A 22,853-nucleotide genomic window follows, 5' to 3' on the forward strand; every position below is an offset into this window, starting at 1 on the left:
CGGGCATGGAGGTGTGGGGGCAGGTGAGCGGGGGTGCGTGCACCCTGCTCTCGCAACTAAGCTCCCGGAGATGGTATCATACCGTCCCGTTCGCCACAGGCCGACGTCAGAACAGAAGGCCGACGCGTAGGCTGAACAGGTTGATCTGGTAGGACTCGACCGTGACCTCCGAGAACGGCCCGGCGGGCCCATCCGGGTCGATGCGCGCCTCGTCGGTGAAGCCAGACACGTCGGCGACGTAGCGGATCTCGCCGAAGACCTGCGAGCGGGGGCCGAGCGGGAAGAGCACGCCGCCGGCCACGCTGAACGCGACGGCTGTGCCGAGGACCGCGTCTTCGATGTCGGCCCCCTGGTCGCCGAGCGGGATGCGCAGCTCTGGCCCGATGGCGGCGTACGGCTCCACACGTGGCGCGTCGAAGCGGTAGTGCAGCTCGATGGGCAGCGCCAGGAACGTCACGTCGAAGCCGCTGGCGAGCGTGTCGCCGATCACGACGGCGAGGTTGGGCTGGCGCGGGTCGGGGCGGATCTCCGTCTGGAGCGGCACCGCCGCGATCGTGCCCGCCGAGACGTAGGTCGCCCCCACGCGCAGCGCGATGGGCGCGTCGCCCACGTCCACGAAGACGCCGACGTGAGCACCCGCTGCACCGTCGATGTCGGCCCCGGCGGTCGCGTCGAAGGCGCTCGCGTTGACGCCGCCCACGATGCCGACGCGGAACTGCGCCGCAGCGTCAGGCCCGAGCAGCACGAAGGCAAGCAGGAGGCCGAACACGGACGCCACGGGCCGAGTCGCGTGAGGAAGACGACGCATAGAGACAAGAATCAGACGAGGAGGTCAGCGGGACAGGCGCACTAGTAGATGCTGATATGCTAGATGCTGTTATGCTAGATACCGAGGCCGACGCGCAGCATCACCACGTTCACCTTCACCGAGTCGTCGCCCTCGGAGACGCCCGACAGGTCGAAGGCATAGCGGAGTTCGCCGAACACCTTCGGACCAATGACCGCGCCAAACTGTGCGCCGATGCCAATGTTGATCGCCGTCGTGAACGAGCGCGAGCCGTCATCACCGAACGCCGCATCGGCGAGGTCACCCGTGGCAATGCGGAATTCCGGTCCGGCGAGGAGGTAGGGCTTGATGAGCGGCGTCGGCAGCGGCTTGTAGATCAGGTCGATGGGGACGATGACGTAGCTGACCGAGAACTCGTCCAGAACGCCGACGCCTTGGGTGGTAGGCAGTTCGAGGTCGCCGACGCGCTGGTAGAACACGCCGGGCCGCACGGCGAAGCTCGCCACGCCGACCTGGGCGTAGAGGCCGATGTGGTAGCCGGTCGAGGAGCCGATGTCGAGCGAGCCCGCGTCGGAGAGGGAGCCGAAGTTGAGGCCGCCCGCGATGCCGAACTGCGGGATGATCTGGGCGGAGGCGTTGGGGGTGGTCAGCGCGGCGGAGGTCGCGAGGAGCGCGAAGGCGAGCAGGAGCGAGCGGAGGCGCGTCATGAGGACGGAGGTGTGTGGTTGCACGAGGGGAAGTCGCCCCAACTCCGTGGGCAGAGTTGGAGTGTGGAGGTGTGAACGTATGGACGAATGAACGAGGAGGAGCACCTTCACACGTTCATGCATGCACACGTACACGCCCGAATCTGGCCTCGAAATTGAGTCAAACCTCGACGAGGCTTGCGGATTGGGTGTCACACGGGCCCGGATCGACGGCCCGCGCAGACCCTCAAAGGTAGCACCGTTGCCGAGGAAGCACCACAGAACGAGGGTGAGACGAACGGGCGCAACCTCCCCCGGTGCTCGACGTTGGGAGGGGCAGCACTTCCCCCGGCTAGCCTCTCACCGCCATGTCCGCGACCGCGCCCCTCAAAATCGGGATCACCTGCTATCCCACCTACGGCGGCTCCGGCGTCGTGGCGACCGAACTCGGCAAGGCGCTCGCGGCGCGCGGCCACCAGGTCCACTTCATCGCCTACGACCTGCCGCTGCGCCTCGCGCACGTGACGGAGAACCTGTTCTACCACGAGGTCCGCGTCAACTCGTACCCGCTCTTCGAGTACCCGCCCTATGCGCTCTCGCTCACGAGCAAGATGGTCGACGTCGTCCGCCACGAGGGCCTCGACCTGCTGCACGTCCACTACGCGATTCCGCACGCGACGAGCGCTGTGCTCGCGCGCTACATCCTCCAGCGCGAAGGCCTCCGCACGCCCATCGTCACCACGCTCCACGGCACCGACATCACGCTCGTCGGGCAGGACCCGTCCTACCTCCCGGTCGTGGACTACTCGCTCTCGGAGTCGGACGGCATCACGGCGGTCTCTGACTACCTCCGCCGCGAGACCCACGAGCACTTCTGCATGGAGTGTCCCATCGAAGTCATTCCCAACTTCGTGGACACCGAGCGCTTCCAGCGGCTCCCGCGCGAGCACTTCAAGCAGGCCATCTGCCCCAATGGCGAGCGCCTGCTCGTGCACGTCTCGAACTTCCGCCCGGTGAAGCGCGCCACCGACGTGGTGAAGGTCTTCCACAAGCTCTACACCGAGGGCATCAATGGCGAACAGCCCGGTGCCGTGAAGCTCCTTCTCGTGGGCGACGGTCCGGATCGCCCCGCGTGTGAACAGCTCGCCCGCGACCTCGGCGTCTATTCCGAAATCCGCTTCCTCGGCAAGCAGGAGCCGGTCGAGGAGATCCTCTCGATCGCTGATGTCTTCCTGATCCCGTCCGGCAGCGAGACGTTCGGGCTGGCCGCGCTCGAAGCGATGGCCTGCGGCGTGCCCGTGGTGTCGTCCAACATCGGCGGGCTGCCGGAGCTGAACGTGCACGGCGAGACCGGCTTCCTGTGCGACCTCGGCGACGTGAAGGCGATGGCCGCCGCCACGCGTGAGATCCTCGCCAACGACGCGCTCTACGACACGATGCGCGCCAACGCCCGCCGCCGCGCCGTCGAGGACTTCGAGGTCAGCCGCATCGTCCCGCGCTACGAGGCCTACTATGCTGCCGTCCGCGCCCGCGTGATGGCCCGCTGGGAGGAGAAGCAGTACGGACGCGTGGACGCGTGAGGGAAGCCTCCGTGCACGGTCCTGCTAGGCGTCAATCTGCTCGCAGAACTCGGCGAGTTCAGGTTCCGGCGAAGCGCACGCTTCCGCTAGAAACGCCGGAAGTTGCTGGACGACTGCCTCGAACTCGTCAGGGCCAAACCAGCCTTGGGCAGATGCGGTTTCTGACTGTGCCTCCGCCGATGGCGACATGCTGCTGCTGTCACAGGCAGCAAGGCTGAGGGTGAGCAGGGCGAGCGAAAGCAGTAGCAACTTCATGGCAACCTAGGCTAGCGATACGAAAGGACTGGGCCGTAACGCCGAAGCATAAAAGAAATTGCCTGGGCGGGTAGGTTTTTCGTCTGTACCTGCCCAGGCATCAGGGCACCACAGAGCGGTCATGCGGCTACCAACGCGTCGTCTTTGGCAACGCGTTGTCTTTGGTGTGGACGAGTGCGGGGCTAGCTGCATCGTCCCGTGCTGCGAGGGTTATTACGCCGCCGCCCGCGCCTGTGTGATGGCCCTGGGCGAGAAGAAGTACGGGAGTGTGGACGCGTGAGGGCGTGGACGCCTGCTGCACGCGTTTCGACCTTGTCATGCTGAACTCGATTACTGGCGTGACCCTGCGGTTTCAGCATCTCAGTGGTGCCCCAAAACACTTCAGTCGTCAGAAATCCTGAAACGAATTCAGGATGACACCATAGCAACCCACCGAGTGGACTGGGCACGGATTAGTCGTCTGTTGCATTTGGACGTGGAGGCCATCAGATCTTGAGGGGCTCGCCTTGTGACTCAGGGTACCATCCTGTAGCCAAGCCAAAGCGGACAATCTGCTCTACCATGCTCGGTGTCACGCTTGTGACTGCGGAGGTAGATCGGTGTGGGAAAGCGAGCCAGGGATCTTGCCAGAGCCGATGTCGACCAGCAGCTTTTGGTTGTGTGTATCTGCTAGGACGACCTCGACAAGCGTAGAACTGGTGTTTAGCCTCCAGGCATAATCGATGCCGTCGACGACGATGTATCGGTAGCCTCGCTTTTTGGACGGACGAGCCATGGGCATGAAATGAAAGCAGGTATAGACACAGAATCACGTTCCTGCGTCCATACCTGCACACGTTCACACCGCGCAGCGAAAGCGCTACGCCGTCACGCTGTGCTTGGCCTCGCCGTCCTTCGTGTCGGGGTAGTACTCCTCCAGCGTGTAGGCGTCCTCGAAGCTGGCCTGGGCTGGGATGTCCGTGCCCGCCGAGCGGAGAAGGAGGTAGCCGGCCACGCCCGAGATCGTCGAGGCGATGAGGATCGCGAGCTTGGCCGCGTCGAGGTCGGCGGCGTCCACGAAGGCGAGGTTCGCGATGAAGATCGACATCGTGAAGCCGATACCAGTCAAGAGGCTCACGCCGTAGACCTGCTTCCACGTCACGCCCGAGGGTAGACTCGCAATGCCAAGCTTGACGGCCGCGTAGGCGAAGCCGAACACGCCGAGCTGCTTACCGACGACGAGGCCGAGCACGATGCCGAGCATGACGGGGCTCGCGAGCAGCGCGCCGAAGTCGCTCGGGATCGCGACGCCCGCGTTGGCGAGCGCGAAGACCGGCATCACGAAGAAGGCGATCCAGCCGTGGAGCGCGTGCTCGAAGCGCGTCAGCGGCGCGTCGGCGGCCTTCGAGATCGTCTCGAGCGCGTGGACGGCGTCGCGCTGGTCAGCCGTCATCAGCTGGGTGCCGGGCTTGGCGTCCTCGCGGATCTCATCGAGGTAGTAGTCCGCCTTCTTCAGGAAGCCTGGCGCGTCGAGGCGACGGGTCGCCGGGATCGCGAGGGCGGCCATCACACCGCCGATCGTCGCATGGACGCCCGACTTGAGGAAGCAGACCCACAGCGCGAGGGCCAGGACCACGTAGACCGCCGTGCGGGAGACGCCGAGGCGGTTCACCGCCAGCATCACGCCAAAGAAGACGAAGCCGAGCATGAGCGCGTTGAGGTTCAACTCGGCCGTGTAGAAGAGCGCGATTACCATCACGGCACCGAGGTCGTCCACGATGGCGAGTGCCGTCAGGAAGATCTTGAGCGCGAGCGGGGCGCGGCTGCCGAGCAGCGCGAGCACGCCGAGCGCGAACGCGATGTCCGTGGCCATCGGAACGCCCCAGCCACTCAGCGTCGGCTCGCCCCAGTTGGCGGCCACGTAGAACCCTGCCGGTACGACCATGCCGCCAACCGCGGCCGAGAGTGCAAGCGCGGCTTTCTTCGGCGACTTCAGCTCACCTGCCAGGACCTCGCGTTTGATCTCCAGGCCGATCAGGAAGAAGAAGATGGCCATCAAGCCGTCGTTGATCCAGAGGATCAGCGGCTTGTTGATCTCGACGATCCCGATGTTGAGGGTAAAATAGGTCTTCCAGAGATCGAAGTACGACTCCGCGAAGGGCGAGTTTGCCCAGATGAGCGCGATGGCGGCGCAGGCGAGCAGGACGATGCCGCCAGCTGCAGCGTTCTGCATGAAGCCCTGGATCGGGCGCATCAGGCGCGAGGCAGGCGTGGGCGGCAGGGAAACGTGGGAGGCCATAAGACAAAGGAGTGAAAGGCCGTAAGGCGTGGTGGCGAGGCCCGCTACAGGAAGCTTGGCGGGCGTCGGAGAACAATCAGAAGCGACGAAAACAGAAGGGGACGCGGCGATGTGCCGCCGCAACCTAGACGCCCCGTTCGAGCACGGCGCAGCGCGACCGCCACGCGCCATGGGGGCAGGCCGGCCGAGGACCTACCACGGTGGAGAACGGGATCGGGGAACACGGCCGCAACACCGGATCCCAAACCATCACGCTGAACAGACGCATCAGGCTAGACGTGCCAGTGGACGAGGAGCGAGGTGGAAATGAAAGAAGCTTTACGTCTTCGCAAAAACCAGGGTTTCCCGCCTCGGCCGATTTGGACGTTGCGGCGTGGGGCGGCCGCGTTGCGGTGCAGCCACGCCCCTCACGCCTGCCGCTCCTGGCGTAGCAGCAGGGCCACCGATGCCGCAGCAATGGCGACGATGGCGAGGGCAAACGGCGCGGCGGCCCCGAAGAGCGCCTCCGTGGTGTAGCTCCAGACGCGCATCGCGAGCGTGTCGAAGCCGAGCGGGGCGAGGAGGAACGTGATCGGCAACTCCTTCATCGCAGCGAGGAAGACGAACGCCCCGCCGACCCACAGCCCGCGCGCCGCAAGCGGCAGCGTGACCGCGCGGAACGCCCCGAACCGCGTTCGTCCGAGCGCCCGCGCTGCGTCTTCGAGGCGCGGCGGCGTCTGGTAGAGCGCGCTCCGGATTGGCCCGATGGCCTCGGCCAAAAAATGCAGCGCGAAGGCGACCACGAGCAGTCCTAGCGTTTGGTAGGCGAACGGAAGCACGCCGAGCGCGAAGAAAATCAGCGCGAGCGCAAACGCCAGCGGCGGCGTCGCATAGCCGAGGTAGGCCATCCGCTCCGCGACGCGGCTCGTCGCCGTGTCGTGGCGGACGCCGAGCCACGCCAGCGGGAACGCGAGTGCGACGGCCAGCACCGCCGCCGGCGCCGCCGCCTTGACCGAGTTCCAAGCTCCCTCTGCGAGCTTCGGCAACTCTGCCGGGTCAAAGGCTTGCACGAGCCAGAAGCTCAGCGTGACGAGCGGCGCTACGACCGTCGCGAGAGCCACGAGTGCGACGAAGCCGACGGCGATCGGCGTCCAGCGCCCGAGCGTCGTGCGGGGGACGGGGCGTGCCGTGCCACTCGCCGTCCGGGCGAAGCGCAGCCCCTTGAGGAGGCGCGCCTCGCCCCAGAGCACCAGCGCCGCCAGCACCATCAGCACCAGCGCGATCACCGAGGCATACGTCCGGTCGAACGCCGAGGTGTACTGGACGTAGAGCGCGTAGCTGAGCGTCTCGAAGCGCATCAGCGACACCACACCGAAGTCGCCGAGGACGTGGAGCAGCACCAACAGCGTCCCAGCGAGGAACGCCGGGCGCAACTGCGGGAGCACGACCTGCCGCCACGTCGCCCACGGGCTGAGGCCGAGCGAGCGTGCCGCCTCCTCCTGCGCGGGGTCGAGGCCGAGAAGAGCCGCGCGCAGGTTGAGGAAGAGGTAGGGCGCGGTGTAGAACCCGAGCGCCGCCGTCGCCCCGACGAAGCCACTCGGGCGCGGGAGCATCACGCCGGCGGTCCGCGCGAGCACGCCGTAGTCGCCGAAGAGCCCGAGCAAGGCGTAGGCAGTGACGTAGCCGGGGATCGCCAGCGGCAGCACGCCGAGGAGCGTGAGCATGCCCGCATAGTTGGTCTTCGCCCGCACCGCGAGCCACGCCAGCGGCAGCGCAATCGCCGAGGCTAGCGCCCATACGCTCACGCTCAGCGCGAATGTGTTGCTAAGCAGCACGAGCGTCCGCGGCCGGAAGAGCAACTGGGCCACCTCCGCCGGGTCCGCCGCCAGCGCGCGCACGAACAGGTAGGCTACCGGGACCAGGACACCCGCTGCCACGAGGGCAACGGGCATAAACCACCAGAGCCGGCTATCGGCTTTGTGCGGTTGGCGTTCGGCGATCTGCATGGATGACGTGTCGCCGCTGGCCAGGAGCCGTCAGCTGAATACCCTGCCTACAGCAACCCCGCGTCGCGGAGTAGGTCGAGTGTCGCCTCCAGGTCGGCCAACGTGTTGAGGTCGATGGCGGGCGCGGCGCCTAGGACGGTGTCGGGTGTGCCGCCGCCGGTGACGCTGTACTCTTTCGTGCCCTCGGTAAAGTAGGCCTGCGCCTCGTCGCCCAGGAGGTAGGCGATGAACGTCGCGGCGGCGTTGGGACGCTCCGAAGAGGCCAGCTTCCCGAGGCCCGCGATGTTGATGAGGTTGCCCACGTCGCCGTCGGCAAAGGTCGTCTGCGTGACGGGGTAGTTCGGGTCCTCGCTCTGGTAGCGGAGGAGGTAGTAGTGGTTCGGCAGCCCGTAGTCCACCTCGCCGTTCGCGATCGCCTCGATGATGGCCGAGTTGCGCGGGTAGGCCACGGCCCCGTTGTCGTCCATCGCGTCGAGCCAGGCGCGCGTCGAGTCGTCGCCGAGGGTCTGGCGCATCGCGGTCACGAAGGACTGGAACGAGCCGTTGGTCGGGGCCCAACCGACGCGGCCCTCGAAGCGCGCGTCGGTGAGGTCGAGCACGCTCGTGGGCAGGCTGGCCGTGTCGGCGCGCGCAGGGCTGTAGGCGAGCACGCGGGCGCGGCCGCTCACGGCGAGCCAGGTGTCGTCGTCACTCTGGTAGCGCTCGGGTACCATCGCGAGGAGCGAGTCGGGCAGCTCCGCGAGGAGGTTGGCGACCGCGCCGAGGCCGCCCGCGTCCTGCGCCCAGAAGAGGTCGGCGGGCGACTGCGCGCCTTCCTCGGCAAGCGCCGCGGCCATCTCAGCCGTGCCGCCGAAGCGCGTCTGCACCTCGATGCCCGTGTCGGCGGTGAAGCGCTCCACGATCGGCTCGATGAGGGACTGGCTGCGGCCCGAATAGATGACGAGTGGCCCGTCCGCGTCCACGACCGGGGCCGCGTCCGAGACGCTGGGTTCGGCAGGGGGCTGGCAGGCGCTCAGGGCGAGCAGCCCGGCACACAGCAGAAGCAGGGCGAGACGGTACATGTTGCGAGGGGGGGCGAGTGGCGAGGAGTGTGTCTTATCTAGATCCAATCTAGACAGGCGGTCCGCGCAAAAGAAAGGCGACCCCGTGGGGCCGCCGTGAAAATCAAGGCAGAAAGCTCCCTGCGGCTAGGGCGTGTGGACATTGATCGGGTCAGGTGCTCACGAGACGCCGTTTGCGTCTCCGAAAGGCGCACGAGGAGCGCGATCCTGTAGGATCGGGGGACGAGTGGAACGCAGCGGAGGGCGAACGGAGGCCATGAGCGCCGATCAGACCGATTGTCCACACGCCCTAGAGCACCCGCACGAGGCGACGTGTCGCGGTGGCGTCGCCAGCGATGAGGCGGACGAGGTAGAGCCCCGGCGGGAGCGCACCGCCCTCGAACATGACCGTGTGGTTCCCGGCGGCGTGCGTGCCCGAGGCGAGTGTGGCCACGCGGCGGCCGAGCGCGTCGAACACGGCGAGGTCCACAGGCGTGGCGCTCGGCAGCGCGAAGCGGACCGTGGCGTCCTCAGCGAACGGGTTCGGGAACGGCGCGTCGAGCGCGAAGCGGGTCGGCGTGGCGTCGTCCTCGGCGCTGACTCCAAGTCCGAAGTTGAACTGCGCGATGACGGGGAGGTGGTCCGACACCGTGAATGTGTAGCCTCCGAGCGGACTCAGGATCTCGTCGTAGCGGTCGCCCGAACTCTCCACATACGGGCCGGCGAGGTTGGCCGTAAACGCGATGTGGTCCAGCGTCGAGCCGCCCGAGCACGACGAGTTGCCGCAGAACGTCGGCGTGTTGCTCGCGTCGAGGTCGGCGGAGGCGAACACGTAGCCGTCGTCCTCGACAAAGTTGGCGTAGGGCGACGTGCGGCCGCTGGAAGTAGACGCGCCGAGTTCGTCGTTGTAGTCGCCGAGGATCATCACCTGCGTGTTGATGGCGGCGAGGTTGTCGGTGTAGTTCTTCAGCGCCTCCGAGGCGTCGACGCGGCGGTTGTACGAGCCGACGTCGGAAAAGGCCTTGGCGTGGAAGCAGAGCGCGCGCACGTCGGTCTGGGTGGGTGCGCCGTCAGTCTGCGTGAGCACGCGGGCGCGCATCTGGAGCGGTGGCCGCCCCGCGAACGCAAAGTCGAACTCGGTGAGGACGTGCTGCGTGCCGAGGTTCTGCACGACGTCGGTCTTGTAGACGTAGGCGAGGCGCTGCCGGCCCGAGTCGGTGGCGAGGACGCCCGCATAGCCGTCGCCGAGCGTGGCGAGCAGGTTCGCGAAGGCCGTCGTGCTGGCGATTTCCTGGAGGCACCACAGGTCGACCTCGCTCTGCCCGATCACGGCCGCGGCGCGGTCCTGTTGCAGCTGTTCGTTGGTCGGCCCGTCGTCGCTGTCTCCGAACCACTCGATGTTCCAGGTGCCCACGTCGAAGGTGGCGTCGGTGCCCTGCGCGGGGAGGTCCTGCGCAGCGAGAGGCGAAAGTGCCGTGCCGAGCAGCAGGACGAGAAGGGAGGCAGATCGCATGAGCGAAGCAAGTCGCATGAGCTAAGGACGGGTCGAGGGGAGACGAAAAGACGCACCAAACAACGACAACCCGTGTAGGTCAGTCTCGCGTAGGGTGCCGATCCTCCCGATCTTCCCATTCTTCTACACCCACACCCTCCTACCCACACACTCGATCTGTGCTCACGCTCGTCCCCACGCCCATCGGGCACCTCGAAGACCTGACGTTCCGAGCGCTGCGGACGCTCAGGGAGGCCGACCTCATTGCTTGCGAGGACACGCGCACGTCGGGCGTCCTGCTGGCGCACTACGGCGTCGAGACGCCCACGACGAGCTTCCACGCGCACAACGAGCACCAGAAGACGCCGCGCCTCGTCGCTCAGATGGAGGCGGGCACGCACGTCGCGCTCATCTCGGACGCGGGCACGCCGGGCATCTCCGACCCCGGCTTCCTGCTCGTCCGCGCCTGCCACGACGCGGGCATCCCCGTCGTTGCGCTGCCCGGAGCGACGGCGTTCGTCCCTGCGCTCGTGGCGAGCGGGCTACCGTCCGATCGGTTCGTGTTCGAGGGCTTCCTCCCGCAGAAGAAGGGTCGCCAGACGCGCATCAAGGCGCTTGCCGACGAGCCGCGCACCATCGTGCTCTACGAGAGCCCGCACCGCCTCGTGAAAGCGCTCGGCCAACTCGCCGACGTGCTCGGCGCAGACCGCCCCGCTGCCGTCGCGCGCGAACTCACGAAGACGTTTGAGGAGGTCCGGCGTGGCACGCTCGCGGAGCTAGCCGAGCACTACGGTAGCCAGCCGAAGGTGCGCGGCGAGATCGTGCTCGTGGTTGGCGGGGCGGCGTAGGCGTGGCTGTCTCCCCCCGTTCTGCGTCGTCTCCGCGCTGCGCGCTCTGCTCCTCAACCGAAGGTTCACGCCAGTAAACTGTCCCCCTCAACAATGAGGGGGACAGCTTGTATGCCGTTTCAGGCATACAAGCGGGGGGAGTCGAATCAGCACAGAGGGCGCTCCACGGCAGCATCCGCACGTTCACGCCCGTAGCTTCCCCGCCTCTCGGCCCCCACGTCGCTTCCCACCGCCATGCCCATCCGCTTTGCCCTCGCACTCGTCGCGCTGCTCGTCGCCACGCCTGCGCTCGCCCAACTCGACGAGACGAACGGGGCCATGTTCGCGCCGCTCGACCTCCCCGACCCGAACGGCGTCCGCGCGGCCAACGGCGCGCCCGGCCCCGACTACTGGCAGCAGCGCGCCGACTACCGCATCGCCGTCGCGCTCGACACGACCACACACCGCGTCTCTGGGACCGTCGCGATCACCTACACCAACAACAGCCCGCACGACCTCGACGTGCTTTGGCTGCACCTGGAGCAGAACCTCTTCGCCGACGACAGCCGCGGGGCTGCGACGACGCCCGCCGGCTCGCGCTGGCGCGGGGCGTTCAACGAGGGCGGCTTCAAGCTCGCCGACGTCCAAGTCTCGCACGGCGGCACGACCGCCGCGGTGGACTACGTCGTGACCGACACGCGCATGCGGATCCTGCTCGACGAGCCGCTGCTGGCTGAGGGCGGGCAACTCACCATCTCAATGGGCTTCGGCTTCGCCGTCCCGCCCTACGGGGCCGACCGCATGGGCATCTTCGAGGCCGAGCGTGGCACCGTCTACGAGTTCGCGCAGTGGTATCCGAAGGTCGCCGTCTTCGACGATGTCGCTGGCTGGAACCACCAGCCCTATCTCGGGCAGGGCGAGTTCTACCTCGGCTACGGCGACTTCGACCTCGAACTGACGGTCCCGTCGAACATGCTCGTCGTGGCGACGGGCGCGCTCACGAACGAGGGCGAGGTCTACACACCCGAGCAGCAGGCCCGCGTCGCCGAGGCGCGGACGAGCGAAGAGCGCGTCTACATCGTTGCCCCCGACGAGGTCGGCACGCCCGCCGCGCGCCCGATGAAGTCCCAGACGCTCACGTGGCGCTTCGACGCCGACAACGTCCGCGATGTCGCGTGGGCCGCCTCCGCCGCGTTCATCCTCGACGGCGCGGGCTACACGACGCCGCCCACGCACGAGACGGGCGCGCCCAACGACGTGCTCGTGCTGTCGGCCTACCCGCACGAGGGCATCGGCACGGAGACGAATCCGGGCTGGGAGGAAGCCACCGAGTACGGCCGCTTCTCCATCGTCACGCACTCCGAGATGTGGTACCCCTACCCGTACCCGGTCGCGATCAACGTGGCGGGCATCGTCGGCGGGATGGAGTATCCGATGCTCCACTTCTCCAGCGTCAACGCGCGCGACAAGAGCCTCTTCGGCGTCGTCGACCATGAACTGGGGCACAACTGGTTCCCGATGATCGTCGGCTCCGACGAGCGGCGGCACGCCTGGATGGACGAGGGCTTCAACAGCTTCCTCGGCGTGCAGGCCAACGAGCGCTACTACGACGACAGCGAGAACGCGCGCGTCGTCCGTCTCACGCGCTCGAACGCGGCGGCGAGCTTCATGCAGCAGCCGTGGGCCCAGGACCAGGCGATGGCGACGTACCCCGACCAGATCCGCCGCGACGCGCTCGGCTTCCTCGCCTACCGCAAGCCGGCCAAGGGCCTGCTCATCCTCCGCGACCACGTCCTCGGTCCTGATCGCTTCGACCCCGCGTTCAAGGCCTACATCCAGCGCTGGGCCTACAAACACCCGCAGCCCGCCGACTTCTTCCGCACCATCGAAGACGTGGCGGGCGAGGACCTCGACTGGTTCTGGCGCGGCTGGGTCTACTCCACCGAGACGTTCGACGCCGCCATCACGGGCGTCGCAGCGATGCCAGCCGGCGGTACGGGCGCGCGCGTCGAGAACCGCGGCGGCCTCGTCTTTCCCATCGACGTGCAGTTCACCTTTGCCGACGGGAGCACCGACATACAGCGCATCCCCGTCGAGGCGTTCTACACGACCGACACCGTGATCGCCGTCACGCCGAAGGAGGGCGCCGTCACACGCGCCGAACTCGACCCCGGCGACCACCTCCCGGATACCACCCCGCGTGGCAACGTGTGGACGGCGGAAGACGCGGCGACGAAGGCGTCGGATACGGAGACGTCGGATACGGAGACGTCGGATACGGAGGAGTGAGCGCACGTCTGCTAGGCGTGGGAAAAACATAAAAGTGCGAGGCCGTCCGGGCACGACCGGGGCGGCCTCGCCTACTTTCCGGGGTTCCCACCCGCCTACCCCCTGCCCATGTCTGTCCCCGACCTCCTGCGTGGCCTGCTCGGCCTCGTCGGTATCCTCGCCATCGCGTTCGCCTTCTCCAGCCACCGCACGCGCATCAACTGGCGGACCGTCGGCTTCGGGCTGCTGCTCCAACTCGTCTTCGCTGTGTTCATCCTCAAGGGCGAGGACATGGCGACGCTGTTCGCGCCGCTGGGCTGGCCGAAGGCGGCGTTCGCGTTCGTGGCGGGGCTGTTCGTCGACTTCCTCGCGGCGGTGGAGGTCGGCTCCGCGTTCATCTTCGGCAACCTCGGCCTCGGCCCCGCGAGCGAGGGGTCGCTGGGCTTCTTCTTCTTCTCGCAGGTGCTGCCGACGGTGGTCGTGTTCGCCGCGCTGATGTCGATCCTCTACTACCTCGGCGTGATGCAGGTGGTCGTGCGCGGCATGGCGTGGGTGGTGCGCCGCGCGCTGGGCACGAGCGGGCCGGAGAGCCTGAGCGTGAGCGCCAACATCTTCGTCGGGCAGACCGAGGCCCCGCTCGTGATCAAGCCCTACGTGGAGAAGCTGACGCGCAGCGAACTCATGGCCGTGATGACGGGCGGCATGGCGACGATCGCGGGCGGCGTGCTGGCGAGCTACGTCGCGTTCCTCGGCGAGCGCTACGCGCAGGCGACGGGCGTGGCCGTGGAGGTCGGGCAGCAGCTCTTCGCCGAGCAGCTCCTCGGCGCGAGCGTGATGGCCGCTCCGGCGGCGCTCATCCTCGCCAAGATCCTCATCCCCGAGACGGAGGAGGTGCCCGACGTGGACGCGCGCTTCACCACCGACGCCAACGAGGCGACGCTGCCCTCCACCGCCTCCGACGAAGCCACCGCCGGGGTGAACGCCGCCGTGATCGACGAGGGGCCGAAGAATGTGATCGACGCGGCGGCGTCGGGGGCGGCCGACGGCATGAAGCTCGCGCTCAACATCGGCGCGATGCTGATCGCCTTCCTCGCGCTCATCGCCATCATCAACGGTAGCCTCGGCTGGGCGGTGGAACTCTTCGGTGTCACGCTGCCGGAGGGCAAGGGCGCGCTCGACCTCGCACTCGGCTTTGTCCTGGCGCCCGTCGCCTGGCTCGTGGGCGTCCCGATGGCGGACATCACCACGTTCGGCGGCTTCCTCGGCACGAAGGTCATCGCCAACGAGTTCGTCGCCTACACCCTGCTCGCCGACGCCATCGCTGCCGAGAGCATCCAGCCCAAGACCATCACCATCGCGACGTTCGCGCTGTGCGGGTTCGCCAACCTGTCGTCGATCGGCATCCAGATTGGCGGCATCGGCCCACTGGCGCCGAGTCGCACGGGTGAGATCGCTGCGCTCGGCGTCCGCGCCGTCCTCGCGGGCACCCTCGCTAACCTGATGACGGCGACGATTGCGGGGGTTTTGCTCGGGTGAGCGTCGTCATTCGCGCAGGGTTTCGAGCAGGCTGTCGGCTTCGGAGACCTGCGCCTGCATGCGCGCGGTGCGTTCCTTGGCCGACGCCTCGTAGGTGTCGGCGTAGGCCTCCATCCCAGCCACGACCTGCACGATCACGAGGTCGAGCGCCAGCCGCTGCCGGTCGTCGAGCGCGGCGAGGGCGTCTCCCGCGTTCTCCAAGGCCGCATCGAGGCGAGGCGAGTGGGAGGCATAGGTCGCCTCGACGTCCTTCCGAAGCGTGGCCGATTGCTCACGCAGCGCTGAGTCGGCGTACTGCTCCAGGCGGGCGTCCCAGCTCGCGAGCAGATCGGTCACGTGCTGGTCGAGTCTGCGGCGGTGTTCGCGGAGCTGGGCGAGGTTGCGCTGCCCGTTGTTTCGGAGCAGGCGGATCTCCCGGAGGGCTTCGGCCTCCACCTCCACGTTGAGAAGAGTAGCGAGTTGCTCCCATCGTTCTTGGCTGCGCCCCGAGTACCCATAGTCCGATTCGGCAATCTCGATGCGCTCCAGCGCGGAGGTCTCGATGGGCGCTTCCAGATCGTCGGCGGCGGGCTGGTTGCCCCAGCACCCGGTAGCGGTGACGAGCGCAACGGCGAAAAGGGCAACACGAAAGAGCATGGCAGGCACGGTGAGACGACGTGGGCGCGAGGCGCCAAGCTACCTCCCGCCACGGACCACAGCGAGCGTCCCACGAGGGAGCGCAGCGACCGCACCAGAGACTGATCCTTAGCTCGACCGATTGCCGCGGCGCCACATCAGCACGGCGAGCCACAGCAGGAAAACCTGCACGCCGAGCGGGAACGTGTCGGGGAGGTCCACGCTCGCGCGGCGGGTGAGCATGTTGCGCTTGCGGACGACGCCGAGGCGTACGCCTGGGTCGTCGGGCACATCGCCCTGGGCGAACACCTCGAAGCGGTCGCTGACGAGGCTCTTGCGCTTGACAAGGAGGCGCGTCGTGTCCGTGTCGGCCAGGGGCGCGTCGAGGACCACGTCGAAGGTGCCGGTGAAGATGCTGCGTTTGGTGGCGCGCGCGATCACGATGCCCTCGAAGGCGAGCGTATAGTCGCCTGCGACGCCCTCCCGGCTGAGGCGGAACGGAATGCCGCCGATGTCCAAGTCGGCCCCTTCGAGGAGCAGGCCTACGTCCAGGAACGCGACTTCGCGCTCGCCCTCGTAGACGTGATAATCCCAGGAGAGGAACCCGGTCGGCTTGGCGTCGAGCATGAGGGTGCGGGCCAAAAAACCCGCTTAGAGTGAAGTAGAAGTCGGAAAGTTCCTGTGTTTCAGAACACCCGCCGCGCTTTTTGCATAGGAGAAGCGTGTCCAGTCTCCTTGTCACCGCTAAAACATTGAGGCTGTGGACGTGGAGTACGCAACAGGTTTCACCAACACCGAGGTCAGTTTTGGCTTTCTATCAGCTTCAGGATGCTACGCTCAACGGAGTCGAAGGACGCGGGTACGCCTACCCGATCAAAACCTTCAAAGGGAAGGAATATCGCGGCGTGTTCTTCGCCGAGGACGAAGACGCGCAAGCGGCCGTCGTGGAGGCCATCGAGGCCGAGACGGCCGAGTTCACCGGCACCGTCTACGAACGCACCAAGTCGCCCGTGAGGACGTTCGACGTCAATGTCACGGAGACCGTCTCGTCGGGCCTCGGCGAGCGCGCCGACTTCGAGGCGCTGGAGAAGCCGTAGCGTGGCGCCTCCTGCTGAATACGGCGCGGGCGCAGCACGAGGCTGCGCCCGCGCTTTTTTCGGCGCTATCCGCCTGCGGTCAGCACGAGGCCGTCGTAGCCGAGGCGCACGCCGTCGGGCAGGGCGGCATCGTCTTCGGCGTGGAGGATGCTGTGCGTCATGTGCACGAAGACCGTGTCCTTCGCCCCGATGCGCGCGGCGACCTCCAGCGCCTCCGAGAACGAGAAGTGCGTCGGGTGCGGCTCGTGGCGCAGCGCGTCGAGGACGAGCACGTCGAGGTCGTCCAGGAGCGGGTAGCTCGTGTCGGGGAGCGCGCTCACGTCGGTGAGGTAGGCGAGGCCGCCGACGCGGTAGCCGTAGAGGGGCAGCGTGCCGTGGAACGCCGGGATCGGCGTGACGGTGACGCGCCGTTCGGGATGCGTCCGGCTCTCGACGGTGAACGGCCCTATCTCGGCACGGAGGTCGAGCTTCGAGATGCCCGGGTAGCTGCCGTCCTCGAAGATGTAGCCGAACATCCTGCGCAGCGCAGCCTCGGTGTTGGGCGGCGCGGCGACTGGAATCGGCGCGGAGACCCGGAAGAAGTAGGGCCGCAGGTCGTCCATCCCGACAACGTGGTCGAAGTGGTGGTGCGTCACGAGGAGCGCGTCCACGGCCTCCACGCCGAAGCGGAGGGCCTGCGTACGGAAGTCCGGCCCCGTGTCGATCTGGAGGTGCACCGGTCCCGCCTCCGTCTCCGCGACGATGTGCGCCGAGCAGCGCAGCCGCTGATCGCGGGGGTCGCTCGATGTGCACACGCGGCAGTTGCAGCCGATCACCGGGATGCCCGTCGAGGTGCCGGTCCCGAGCAGCGTCGCGGTCACGCGCTGGGGCGTCGGGGCAGCTTCGGGCATCGGGAGCGGAGCAGATGTGGCGTGGAGGGGGGCAGGCACGAGGCTCGCAGGGACAAAAGGCGTGCTCAGCCTTGGAGACTGCTCACGAGGTCGACGTAGTCCTGCTTAGCGTCGGTGGCGTCGGTGCCTTCGAGGGCAGCCCAGGCGTCATACTTCGCGCGGCCGACGGGGTTGGTGAAGCCAGGCCGCTTGCCAGACACATCGCCGGAGGTCGCCTGCTTGTAGAGCGCGTAAAGACGCAGCAGCGTGTCGTTGTCGGGGCGGCTCGGGAGGTCCTGCGCTGCGGCAGCGGCTTCCTGGAAGCGGGCGTCGAGGTCGTCGGACATGGGGGGAGGAATGGGAGAGGCGAGGAGACGGAGAAACGGCGATGCAAAACGACGGCAGCACCAGCGCACGGAACCACCGCAACACCGCTTCACCGCGACACCGCTGCACTCCCGCGCCCTTTCAACTTACGCCCGCGCGTGCCGATCTTCCCGGCCTCACTCCGACTCCCGCCTCGTCATGCGTGTTCTCCTCGTCGCCCTCGTCCTGCTCCTCGCGCTGCCGCAGTTCGGCTGCCAGACGGCCGCGCGCGAACTCTACTACGACTCGCTCGAACGCCTCGGCACGCCGCGTCGCGAACTGCTCTCCGACCGCGTCGAAAAGGCCCGCGAGAGCCAGGAGGACGCCAAGGAGCAGTTCGCCTCGGCGCTGGACGAGTTCCAGGCGCTCACGGGCTTCGACGGCGGCGACCTCGAACGGATGTACCGCAAGCTCGACAAGGAGTACGAGCGCGCCAACGACGACGCCGAGGAGGCCCGCGACCGCATCGAGGCGGTGGAGAACGCGGCGGCCTCGCTCTTCAACGAGTGGGAGGAAGAACTCGACGAGTACAGTGACCCCGACTTCCGCCGCCGCAGCGAGGACCAGATGGACGATGCGCGTGACCGCTACGACGGCCTCATCGCCGCCATGCGCCGCGTCGAGCGCACGATGGACCCCGTGCTCGCCACCTTCCGCGACCACGTGCTCTTCCTCAAGCACAACCTCAACGCGCAGGCCATCGCGTCACTCGAAGGCGAGGTCGCCTCGCTCCAGACCGACGTGGACCGCCTCATCGCCGACATGGAGGCCGCCATCGCCGAGGCCGATGCCTTCATCGAAGTGATGGGGTAGACGGTCGTGGTCGACCAGCTTTGGGAAACGCGCTAGCGTGAGTGGGGGAGGAGAAGTCAGACCAGAGAACGTCGTGCCACGAGGCCGAGGTGGCGTGCCTGGCGACTGGATCCCGGCTCGGCACACGGCCCAGCGCAACGGCCGTCAGTGTATAGCGGGCTGGCACAGCCTTGCGCCCGATAGCTCGGGTGATGCTGGGAATCAGGGGGCGTTATGTTCGCCGCGGTTTATCCTCACCCTCTCCGCTGTTACCTCGGTTTATGCTTCGCGTTCGGTCTCTCCTCCTCGCCGCCCTCATCTCTGCCATCGCCAGCGCGCCCGCCTCGGCTCAGGCGCCCGTCGATCTGCCCCGCATCGGCACGTCGCTCGATGCCTACGAGCGGTCGTACTTCGGGCTCTTCCCCGAGGCCCTCGACTTCCAGGTGGGCCGCTTCGAGCAGCAAGGCGATAGTCTGGTCGCCATTGCCGAGCGCATTAGCGGCGAGACGCGCGTCGCGCTCGACGCCACTCAGGCGGCGCTGCTGCGCGAATACCCCACCCACTACGAGGACACCGCGCGCCTGCTGGAGCGCGACATCGCGTCGTTGGGAGTGCTCGTCCGCTACGTCGTCCGCACGCAGCCCGGCCAGCGCGTCGTGATGCAGCAGCGCAACGGACGCATCATCACCGGCCAACTCGTGGCCGTGGACGATCGCTACATCGCGATCTACGAGGGCGCGCAGCCATTCGCCGTCGCCCTCAGCGATGTGCCGACGCTCTACCTGGCCCCACTCGGCGATGTCGCTACTATCCAGACGGCCGGGCGGGGCGCGACCTCGCTCACGCGCCGTGCGGTCCTCAACGGCGGCGCTGCCTTGGCGAACACGCTCATCGGCGGGGCCAACATCGTGCGGACCGATGCCTCCATCGTGGCGCTCGCGCCGATTGTCACGAACTACGTGTTCTTCGCCGTGAGCACAGCGGCGTCCAATCCGGCGGGGGACGGGCTTAGCGTGCCCACCGACCCAGCTATGCGGAGCGACTTCGTCGAGCAGCTACGGTCGGCGGCGGTGTTTTGGACGGGCGCACCGCCCGAAGTCGAAGCCGAGGCCGTGGCGCGTCTCGGGATCGCTCAGGCATCGTCGCCGGAGTTGGACGCCGCCGCCGGAGGCGAGGTGGCCCCGCCCGCGCTGAAGGCAAAGCGCATTCATCTGGTCGCCGGGGGCGTCCACCAGTTCGACACCACGCCCGACATCGAGGGCACCTATGCGACCGGGACCGGCCGCGATCCCCTCGGCACCGTCGTAGGTGTACCGGCGTCGTTCCTTGGCGAGGCGCTCTTCAGCACAGGCGTGCCACGGCTCCGCGTGGGTGGCCAGGTGCTCTTCGCGCCCGTCCTTGATGACCCCGACCTCTCGGCCAGCGTGGGTGGCCTCGGAGCGCTCGGCGTGGTCGAGTTCGTCCTGCGCCCGCACGCGGTGCGCCCGGACGGCAGCCGCAGCCCCTACCAGACCAGCGTTGCCGTCGGAGCGGGCTGGGCGCAGACCAGCCTGCGGCTCGACCGGCTGTTCAGTACGCTCTTCGACACGTTCGACCCCAGCCTGCGCAGCGATCCCGTGCGGACAGTGAGCGCTTCAGGGCTGAGCCTCTACGGTCGCCTGAGCGTGGAGCGCGAACTCAGCAGCATAGCGTCGCTCTACCTGAGCGCGGCCTACCGCCAGGCCCCCGAGGCGACGCTCACGGGCGAGATTTACACCTACGAGTTGGGAGCCGGATCCGGCGAACTGTTCCGCTACGAGGACATCTCTGCCCGGCTCCCGCGCCTCGAACTGATGCTCGGCACGCGCTGGAAGCTCTGAGGCGATACAGAGTGCCGAGGCGTGTACTTCGTGACGGATAACTGCGATCTGGTCACCAGGTCGGACCCAGATCGTCTGAATCCGTTGCGTGGTATTGCAATCTCTTGTCTTCTGATCGAGGCAGGAGTCGTCTTGCACGATAGTGGCATTAGGTAAAGTCTATGCTGGACCTTACGTTGTTTGAGTAGTCGGAATCCTTGCTCCTCACGCCAGTTTCTTAAACCCATGTGGAGACTCCTCAGGGCTATATGTCCATTCACGGTCGGAGTACTGCTCGTGCCAGTGACAGCGTATGCTGAGGCCGACGATGTAGTCACGGTGACCTACGACCATGCTACGTGCGCAGCCGCCGACGCACCATGCGTGGAGCGCTACGATAAGAGCGTACCCGATGGCCGACTCTTCCTTGTCGAGATCGAGAACACGCGGCCCGATCTATTCACCTACGAGGCACGAGGACTGGTTGCCATCCAGCCGGATGCAGTGGTTGGTGCTGCAGCTGGTGGTGCAAAGCCACGCGAGACGCATCGATTCTACGTGCCACACAGCGCGCGTTTTGCTGGGTATGTCATCAAGATTAGACCCCAGGATTCTGCCAAGACCGATGGCCTCGCTAGCGTAGATCTGATCGTCGAGATCCGGCCTAGCGGCCTCCAACTCAGCTTTGGAGGCGGGTTTGCACTAGGTTTGCCTGGAGACACTGCCTATGGGCTTCGCGACTCCACGATCACCGCCGAGGATGGTACGACCTCGTCGGCACTGTTTGTCCGTGAGGAGAGCGACCGCGCCGACGCTCTCACACGAGGGGTAGCGACCTTCATTCACCTGTCGGACCCCAGGTGGAAAGGTTTGGGCGCCTCCTTCGGTCTCGGCCTCGATCCCAACAATCTCGGCCAGGACTACTACCTCGGCGTTTCGCTCGTGTCGCCGCAGAAGGCAGCATTCACGCTTGGGGTGAATGCGCACTCTGCCCCCACGTTGCCGGCTGGGGTGAATGTTGGTGAGCGGGTCGCGGATGCCAACGCCCTCAACAACCTCGGTTCGCGGGTACGATGGACGTTCTTTGTCGCATTCTCTTACAACTTCTTGGGAGGGGATGGAGCACGGTTGGCGAAGCCGTTCGCTGAGCCCGATAGCCCGTGAAGTCCAGCCCGGTAGCGGCCATGCGGATGCCACAGTATTTAAGTCTCGTACTCGCCGCGCTCTTCTTCTCCACACCTGCGCTCGCTCAGCAAGTCGGAGTGAGGTCCTTTCTCCCTTCCGAGCCCCTTACAAGTCGCGCGTTCTATTGGGAGAACGATTTCCCTTACACTGATCAGTTCTACACGAACGGCCTCCAGTTCGCCTGGAACACATATCGAGATGGAGCCCAACCTCTCCAATCTCGAACGCCGTTCTGGCTCTGGGCACTCGACCGGCTTCCGGTCGTAGATCTTGACGCGCTATTTCCACCCTGCCGTGAAGCCAAGGACAACTGCTGGCAAGGTCTCCAGGGCGGTAGGTTCGGGCAAGTCTTCTACACGCCGCGCAGGATAATCACGCCCACGCTCCAATCGAATGATCGGCCGTATGCGGGCTGGTTGTACTATGCCTCCTCTGCCGAGTGGCGGACTACGACACAGACGCCGCAGCAATGGAAGGCGGAGCTCGTCCTGGGGTTCATTGGCCCCATCTCGTTCGCCGAAGAGGTCCAGCGGAACTGGCATGACCAGATCGGTGCGAGAGATCCGTTGGGGTGGGACACCCAACTGGAGCGCGCCTTGCCTAGCTTTGCATTCCGGCTGGAACACCGACGGCGCCTCTATCGGCATCGGTTCTTTCCCGGCTGGCTCGTAGCAGATGTCAATGGCCTAGGCGCTGTTACGCTGGGCAATGTGCATAACCGAGCCGAAGTGGGTGGTGAACTCCGTTTTGGAATGCCCCTGAATCAGGGTACCATCGCCCAGGACTTCCCACTGCTTCCGGTAGAGCCTACGTTCGTCTCGGGGGCCAGAATGATTGACGGGGAGCTTGGTGCGCTGAACTTGTCGGACATCCAGGCGGTCGCTGACTCGCTCAGTCTGGTTCTTCTAGCGGATTCGCTCACTGGCCAAGCATTCCAAGTAGGAGCAGACATGTTGGACGATACGTCCTACACCCTCTTACCTTTTTTACCAGTTGACATGGACAGGGCAAGGGTCTCCCCCCCAAACACTGGCAAGGCTACATGTTTCTCCGGACGGTAGGTCGCTACGTGGCGTACAACTACCTACTGGAGGGAGACGACCGATACCGTATCGAACCGGAGCCGCTGGTCTACGACGTGGGCGTAGGAGCCACCCTTCGCTACCGCTGGCTCCAACTCACCGTACAGCATGTTTGGCGCAGTCGGGAGTTCACCCCGGCAGGTCCTGCGCATCGGTTCAGTTCGCTGGCCTTGCAAGTCCTGCCGAAAGCGCTCTACTGAGTTCGCTTCGTCGAATGGAGCCCGGAAGCTGGCTCGCACCTCTCTCACTTCCGCAAGGGCTGGCCCTTCCGCGTT

The 22,853-nt window shown here is 66.6% G+C and carries 19 protein-coding genes and 1 pseudogene; 9 read left to right on the forward strand and 11 right to left on the reverse strand.

The window, feature by feature from the left end; translation table 11 throughout:
* Positions 1-106: 106 nt before the first annotated feature.
* Entirely contained in the window at positions 107-808 is a 702-nt protein-coding gene (locus tag AAFU51_18075; protein MEO1573161.1) for an outer membrane beta-barrel protein, read from the reverse strand.
* A 74-nt stretch (positions 809-882) separates the two neighbouring features.
* Positions 883-1,494 carry a porin family protein gene (locus tag AAFU51_18080; GenBank protein ID MEO1573162.1) on the reverse strand — a complete coding sequence of 204 codons (612 nt, stop codon included), beginning with the start codon at positions 1,492-1,494 and terminating at the stop codon, positions 883-885.
* 347 nt (positions 1,495-1,841) lie between these two features.
* On the opposite strand from AAFU51_18080, the gene bshA reads away from it, so the two are divergent.
* Positions 1,842-3,053, forward strand: coding sequence for an N-acetyl-alpha-D-glucosaminyl L-malate synthase BshA (gene bshA / locus AAFU51_18085; protein MEO1573163.1), 1,212 nt, complete (start codon positions 1,842-1,844; stop codon positions 3,051-3,053).
* A gap of 24 nt (positions 3,054-3,077) precedes the next feature.
* On the opposite strand, the gene AAFU51_18090 is transcribed toward bshA, so the two are convergent.
* The 5 genes from AAFU51_18090 to AAFU51_18110 form a co-directional block, all read right to left on the reverse strand.
* Positions 3,078-3,308 (reverse strand): hypothetical protein, encoded by a 231-nt coding sequence (locus tag AAFU51_18090; protein ID MEO1573164.1) that lies wholly within the window; start codon positions 3,306-3,308, stop codon positions 3,078-3,080.
* Positions 3,309-4,167: 859 nt separating this feature from the next.
* Complete coding sequence (gene nhaA / locus AAFU51_18095; protein ID MEO1573165.1) at positions 4,168-5,586, reverse strand: Na+/H+ antiporter NhaA; 1,419 nt, start codon at positions 5,584-5,586, stop codon at positions 4,168-4,170.
* Between the two features lie 407 nt (positions 5,587-5,993).
* Positions 5,994-7,571, reverse strand: a complete 1,578-nt coding sequence (locus AAFU51_18100; GenBank protein MEO1573166.1) for an iron ABC transporter permease — start codon at positions 7,569-7,571, stop codon at positions 5,994-5,996.
* 47 nt (positions 7,572-7,618) lie between these two features.
* Positions 7,619-8,632, reverse strand: a complete 1,014-nt coding sequence (locus AAFU51_18105) for an extracellular solute-binding protein (GenBank protein ID MEO1573167.1) — start codon at positions 8,630-8,632, stop codon at positions 7,619-7,621.
* A 289-nt stretch (positions 8,633-8,921) separates the two neighbouring features.
* Entirely contained in the window at positions 8,922-10,124 is a 1,203-nt protein-coding gene (locus tag AAFU51_18110) for an endonuclease/exonuclease/phosphatase family protein (GenBank protein MEO1573168.1), read from the reverse strand.
* Between the two features lie 158 nt (positions 10,125-10,282).
* On the opposite strand from AAFU51_18110, the gene rsmI reads away from it, so the two are divergent.
* The 3 genes from rsmI to AAFU51_18125 all read left to right on the forward strand — a co-directional run bounded on the left by rsmI (position 10,283) and on the right by AAFU51_18125 (position 14,734).
* Positions 10,283-10,951, forward strand: coding sequence for a 16S rRNA (cytidine(1402)-2'-O)-methyltransferase (gene rsmI / locus AAFU51_18115; protein MEO1573169.1), 669 nt, complete (start codon positions 10,283-10,285; stop codon positions 10,949-10,951).
* Between the two features lie 234 nt (positions 10,952-11,185).
* The gene (locus AAFU51_18120; protein MEO1573170.1) at positions 11,186-13,219 is read left to right on the forward strand and encodes a M1 family metallopeptidase; all 2,034 of its coding nucleotides are present in this window, start codon (positions 11,186-11,188) and stop codon (positions 13,217-13,219) included.
* Positions 13,220-13,327: 108 nt separating this feature from the next.
* The gene (locus AAFU51_18125; GenBank protein MEO1573171.1) at positions 13,328-14,734 is read left to right on the forward strand and encodes a nucleoside transporter C-terminal domain-containing protein; all 1,407 of its coding nucleotides are present in this window, start codon (positions 13,328-13,330) and stop codon (positions 14,732-14,734) included.
* Positions 14,735-14,740: 6 nt separating this feature from the next.
* Here AAFU51_18125 and AAFU51_18130 read toward each other — a convergent pair whose 3' ends face one another.
* On the reverse strand, positions 14,741-15,370 hold the full coding sequence (locus tag AAFU51_18130) for a hypothetical protein (GenBank protein MEO1573172.1): 630 nt from the start codon (positions 15,368-15,370) through the stop codon (positions 14,741-14,743).
* A 108-nt stretch (positions 15,371-15,478) separates the two neighbouring features.
* On the reverse strand, positions 15,479-15,976 hold the full coding sequence (locus AAFU51_18135; protein ID MEO1573173.1) for a hypothetical protein: 498 nt from the start codon (positions 15,974-15,976) through the stop codon (positions 15,479-15,481).
* A 179-nt stretch (positions 15,977-16,155) separates the two neighbouring features.
* On the opposite strand from AAFU51_18135, the gene AAFU51_18140 reads away from it, so the two are divergent.
* Positions 16,156-16,446, forward strand: a complete 291-nt coding sequence (locus AAFU51_18140) for a hypothetical protein (GenBank protein ID MEO1573174.1) — start codon at positions 16,156-16,158, stop codon at positions 16,444-16,446.
* Between the two features lie 65 nt (positions 16,447-16,511).
* Here the strand turns inward: AAFU51_18140 and AAFU51_18145 are convergent, their stop codons facing one another.
* Entirely contained in the window at positions 16,512-17,375 is an 864-nt protein-coding gene (locus AAFU51_18145) for an MBL fold metallo-hydrolase (GenBank protein MEO1573175.1), read from the reverse strand.
* A 26-nt stretch (positions 17,376-17,401) separates the two neighbouring features.
* The gene (locus tag AAFU51_18150; protein ID MEO1573176.1) at positions 17,402-17,662 is read right to left on the reverse strand and encodes an acyl-CoA-binding protein; all 261 of its coding nucleotides are present in this window, start codon (positions 17,660-17,662) and stop codon (positions 17,402-17,404) included.
* Between the two features lie 178 nt (positions 17,663-17,840).
* Here AAFU51_18150 and AAFU51_18155 point away from each other — a divergent pair, with 178 nt between their 5' ends.
* The 4 genes and pseudogenes from AAFU51_18155 (at position 17,841) to AAFU51_18170 (ending at position 22,778) form a co-directional block, all read left to right on the forward strand.
* Positions 17,841-18,494 (forward strand): DUF2959 domain-containing protein, encoded by a 654-nt coding sequence (locus tag AAFU51_18155; GenBank protein MEO1573177.1) that lies wholly within the window; start codon positions 17,841-17,843, stop codon positions 18,492-18,494.
* 260 nt (positions 18,495-18,754) lie between these two features.
* Positions 18,755-20,332 carry a hypothetical protein gene (locus tag AAFU51_18160; protein MEO1573178.1) on the forward strand — a complete coding sequence of 526 codons (1,578 nt, stop codon included), beginning with the start codon at positions 18,755-18,757 and terminating at the stop codon, positions 20,330-20,332.
* Positions 20,333-20,608: 276 nt separating this feature from the next.
* Positions 20,609-21,475 (forward strand): hypothetical protein, encoded by an 867-nt coding sequence (locus tag AAFU51_18165; protein MEO1573179.1) that lies wholly within the window; start codon positions 20,609-20,611, stop codon positions 21,473-21,475.
* A 1,054-nt stretch (positions 21,476-22,529) separates the two neighbouring features.
* Positions 22,530-22,778, forward strand: a pseudogene (locus AAFU51_18170) (lipid A-modifier LpxR family protein).
* Positions 22,779-22,853: the final 75 nt, after the last annotated feature.

This window comes from Bacteroidota bacterium (genome assembly GCA_039821555.1).
In the GTDB taxonomy this organism is placed as follows: Bacteria; Bacteroidota; Rhodothermia; order Rhodothermales; family Rubricoccaceae; genus JBCBEX01.

What these genes read in the sequence shown, in the direction of transcription:
- AAFU51_18075 (MEO1573161.1), bottom strand. Translation starts at nt 808, where the DNA reads ATGCGTCGTCTTCCTCACGCGACTCGGCCCGTGGCGTCCGTGTTCGGC.
- AAFU51_18080 (MEO1573162.1), bottom strand. Translation starts at nt 1,494, where the DNA reads ATGACGCGCCTCCGCTCGCTCCTGCTCGCCTTCGCGCTCCTCGCGACC.
- bshA (MEO1573163.1), top strand. Translation starts at nt 1,842, where the DNA reads ATGTCCGCGACCGCGCCCCTCAAAATCGGGATCACCTGCTATCCCACC.
- AAFU51_18090 (MEO1573164.1), bottom strand. Translation starts at nt 3,308, where the DNA reads ATGAAGTTGCTACTGCTTTCGCTCGCCCTGCTCACCCTCAGCCTTGCT.
- nhaA (MEO1573165.1), bottom strand. Translation starts at nt 5,586, where the DNA reads ATGGCCTCCCACGTTTCCCTGCCGCCCACGCCTGCCTCGCGCCTGATG.
- AAFU51_18100 (MEO1573166.1), bottom strand. Translation starts at nt 7,571, where the DNA reads ATGCAGATCGCCGAACGCCAACCGCACAAAGCCGATAGCCGGCTCTGG.
- AAFU51_18105 (MEO1573167.1), bottom strand. Translation starts at nt 8,632, where the DNA reads ATGTACCGTCTCGCCCTGCTTCTGCTGTGTGCCGGGCTGCTCGCCCTG.
- AAFU51_18110 (MEO1573168.1), bottom strand. Translation starts at nt 10,124, where the DNA reads ATGCGATCTGCCTCCCTTCTCGTCCTGCTGCTCGGCACGGCACTTTCG.
- AAFU51_18120 (MEO1573170.1), top strand. Translation starts at nt 11,186, where the DNA reads ATGCCCATCCGCTTTGCCCTCGCACTCGTCGCGCTGCTCGTCGCCACG.
- AAFU51_18125 (MEO1573171.1), top strand. Translation starts at nt 13,328, where the DNA reads ATGTCTGTCCCCGACCTCCTGCGTGGCCTGCTCGGCCTCGTCGGTATC.
- AAFU51_18130 (MEO1573172.1), bottom strand. Translation starts at nt 15,370, where the DNA reads ATGCTCTTTCGTGTTGCCCTTTTCGCCGTTGCGCTCGTCACCGCTACC.
- AAFU51_18135 (MEO1573173.1), bottom strand. Translation starts at nt 15,976, where the DNA reads ATGCTCGACGCCAAGCCGACCGGGTTCCTCTCCTGGGATTATCACGTC.
- AAFU51_18150 (MEO1573176.1), bottom strand. Translation starts at nt 17,662, where the DNA reads ATGTCCGACGACCTCGACGCCCGCTTCCAGGAAGCCGCTGCCGCAGCG.
- AAFU51_18155 (MEO1573177.1), top strand. Translation starts at nt 17,841, where the DNA reads ATGCGTGTTCTCCTCGTCGCCCTCGTCCTGCTCCTCGCGCTGCCGCAG.
- AAFU51_18160 (MEO1573178.1), top strand. Translation starts at nt 18,755, where the DNA reads ATGCTTCGCGTTCGGTCTCTCCTCCTCGCCGCCCTCATCTCTGCCATC.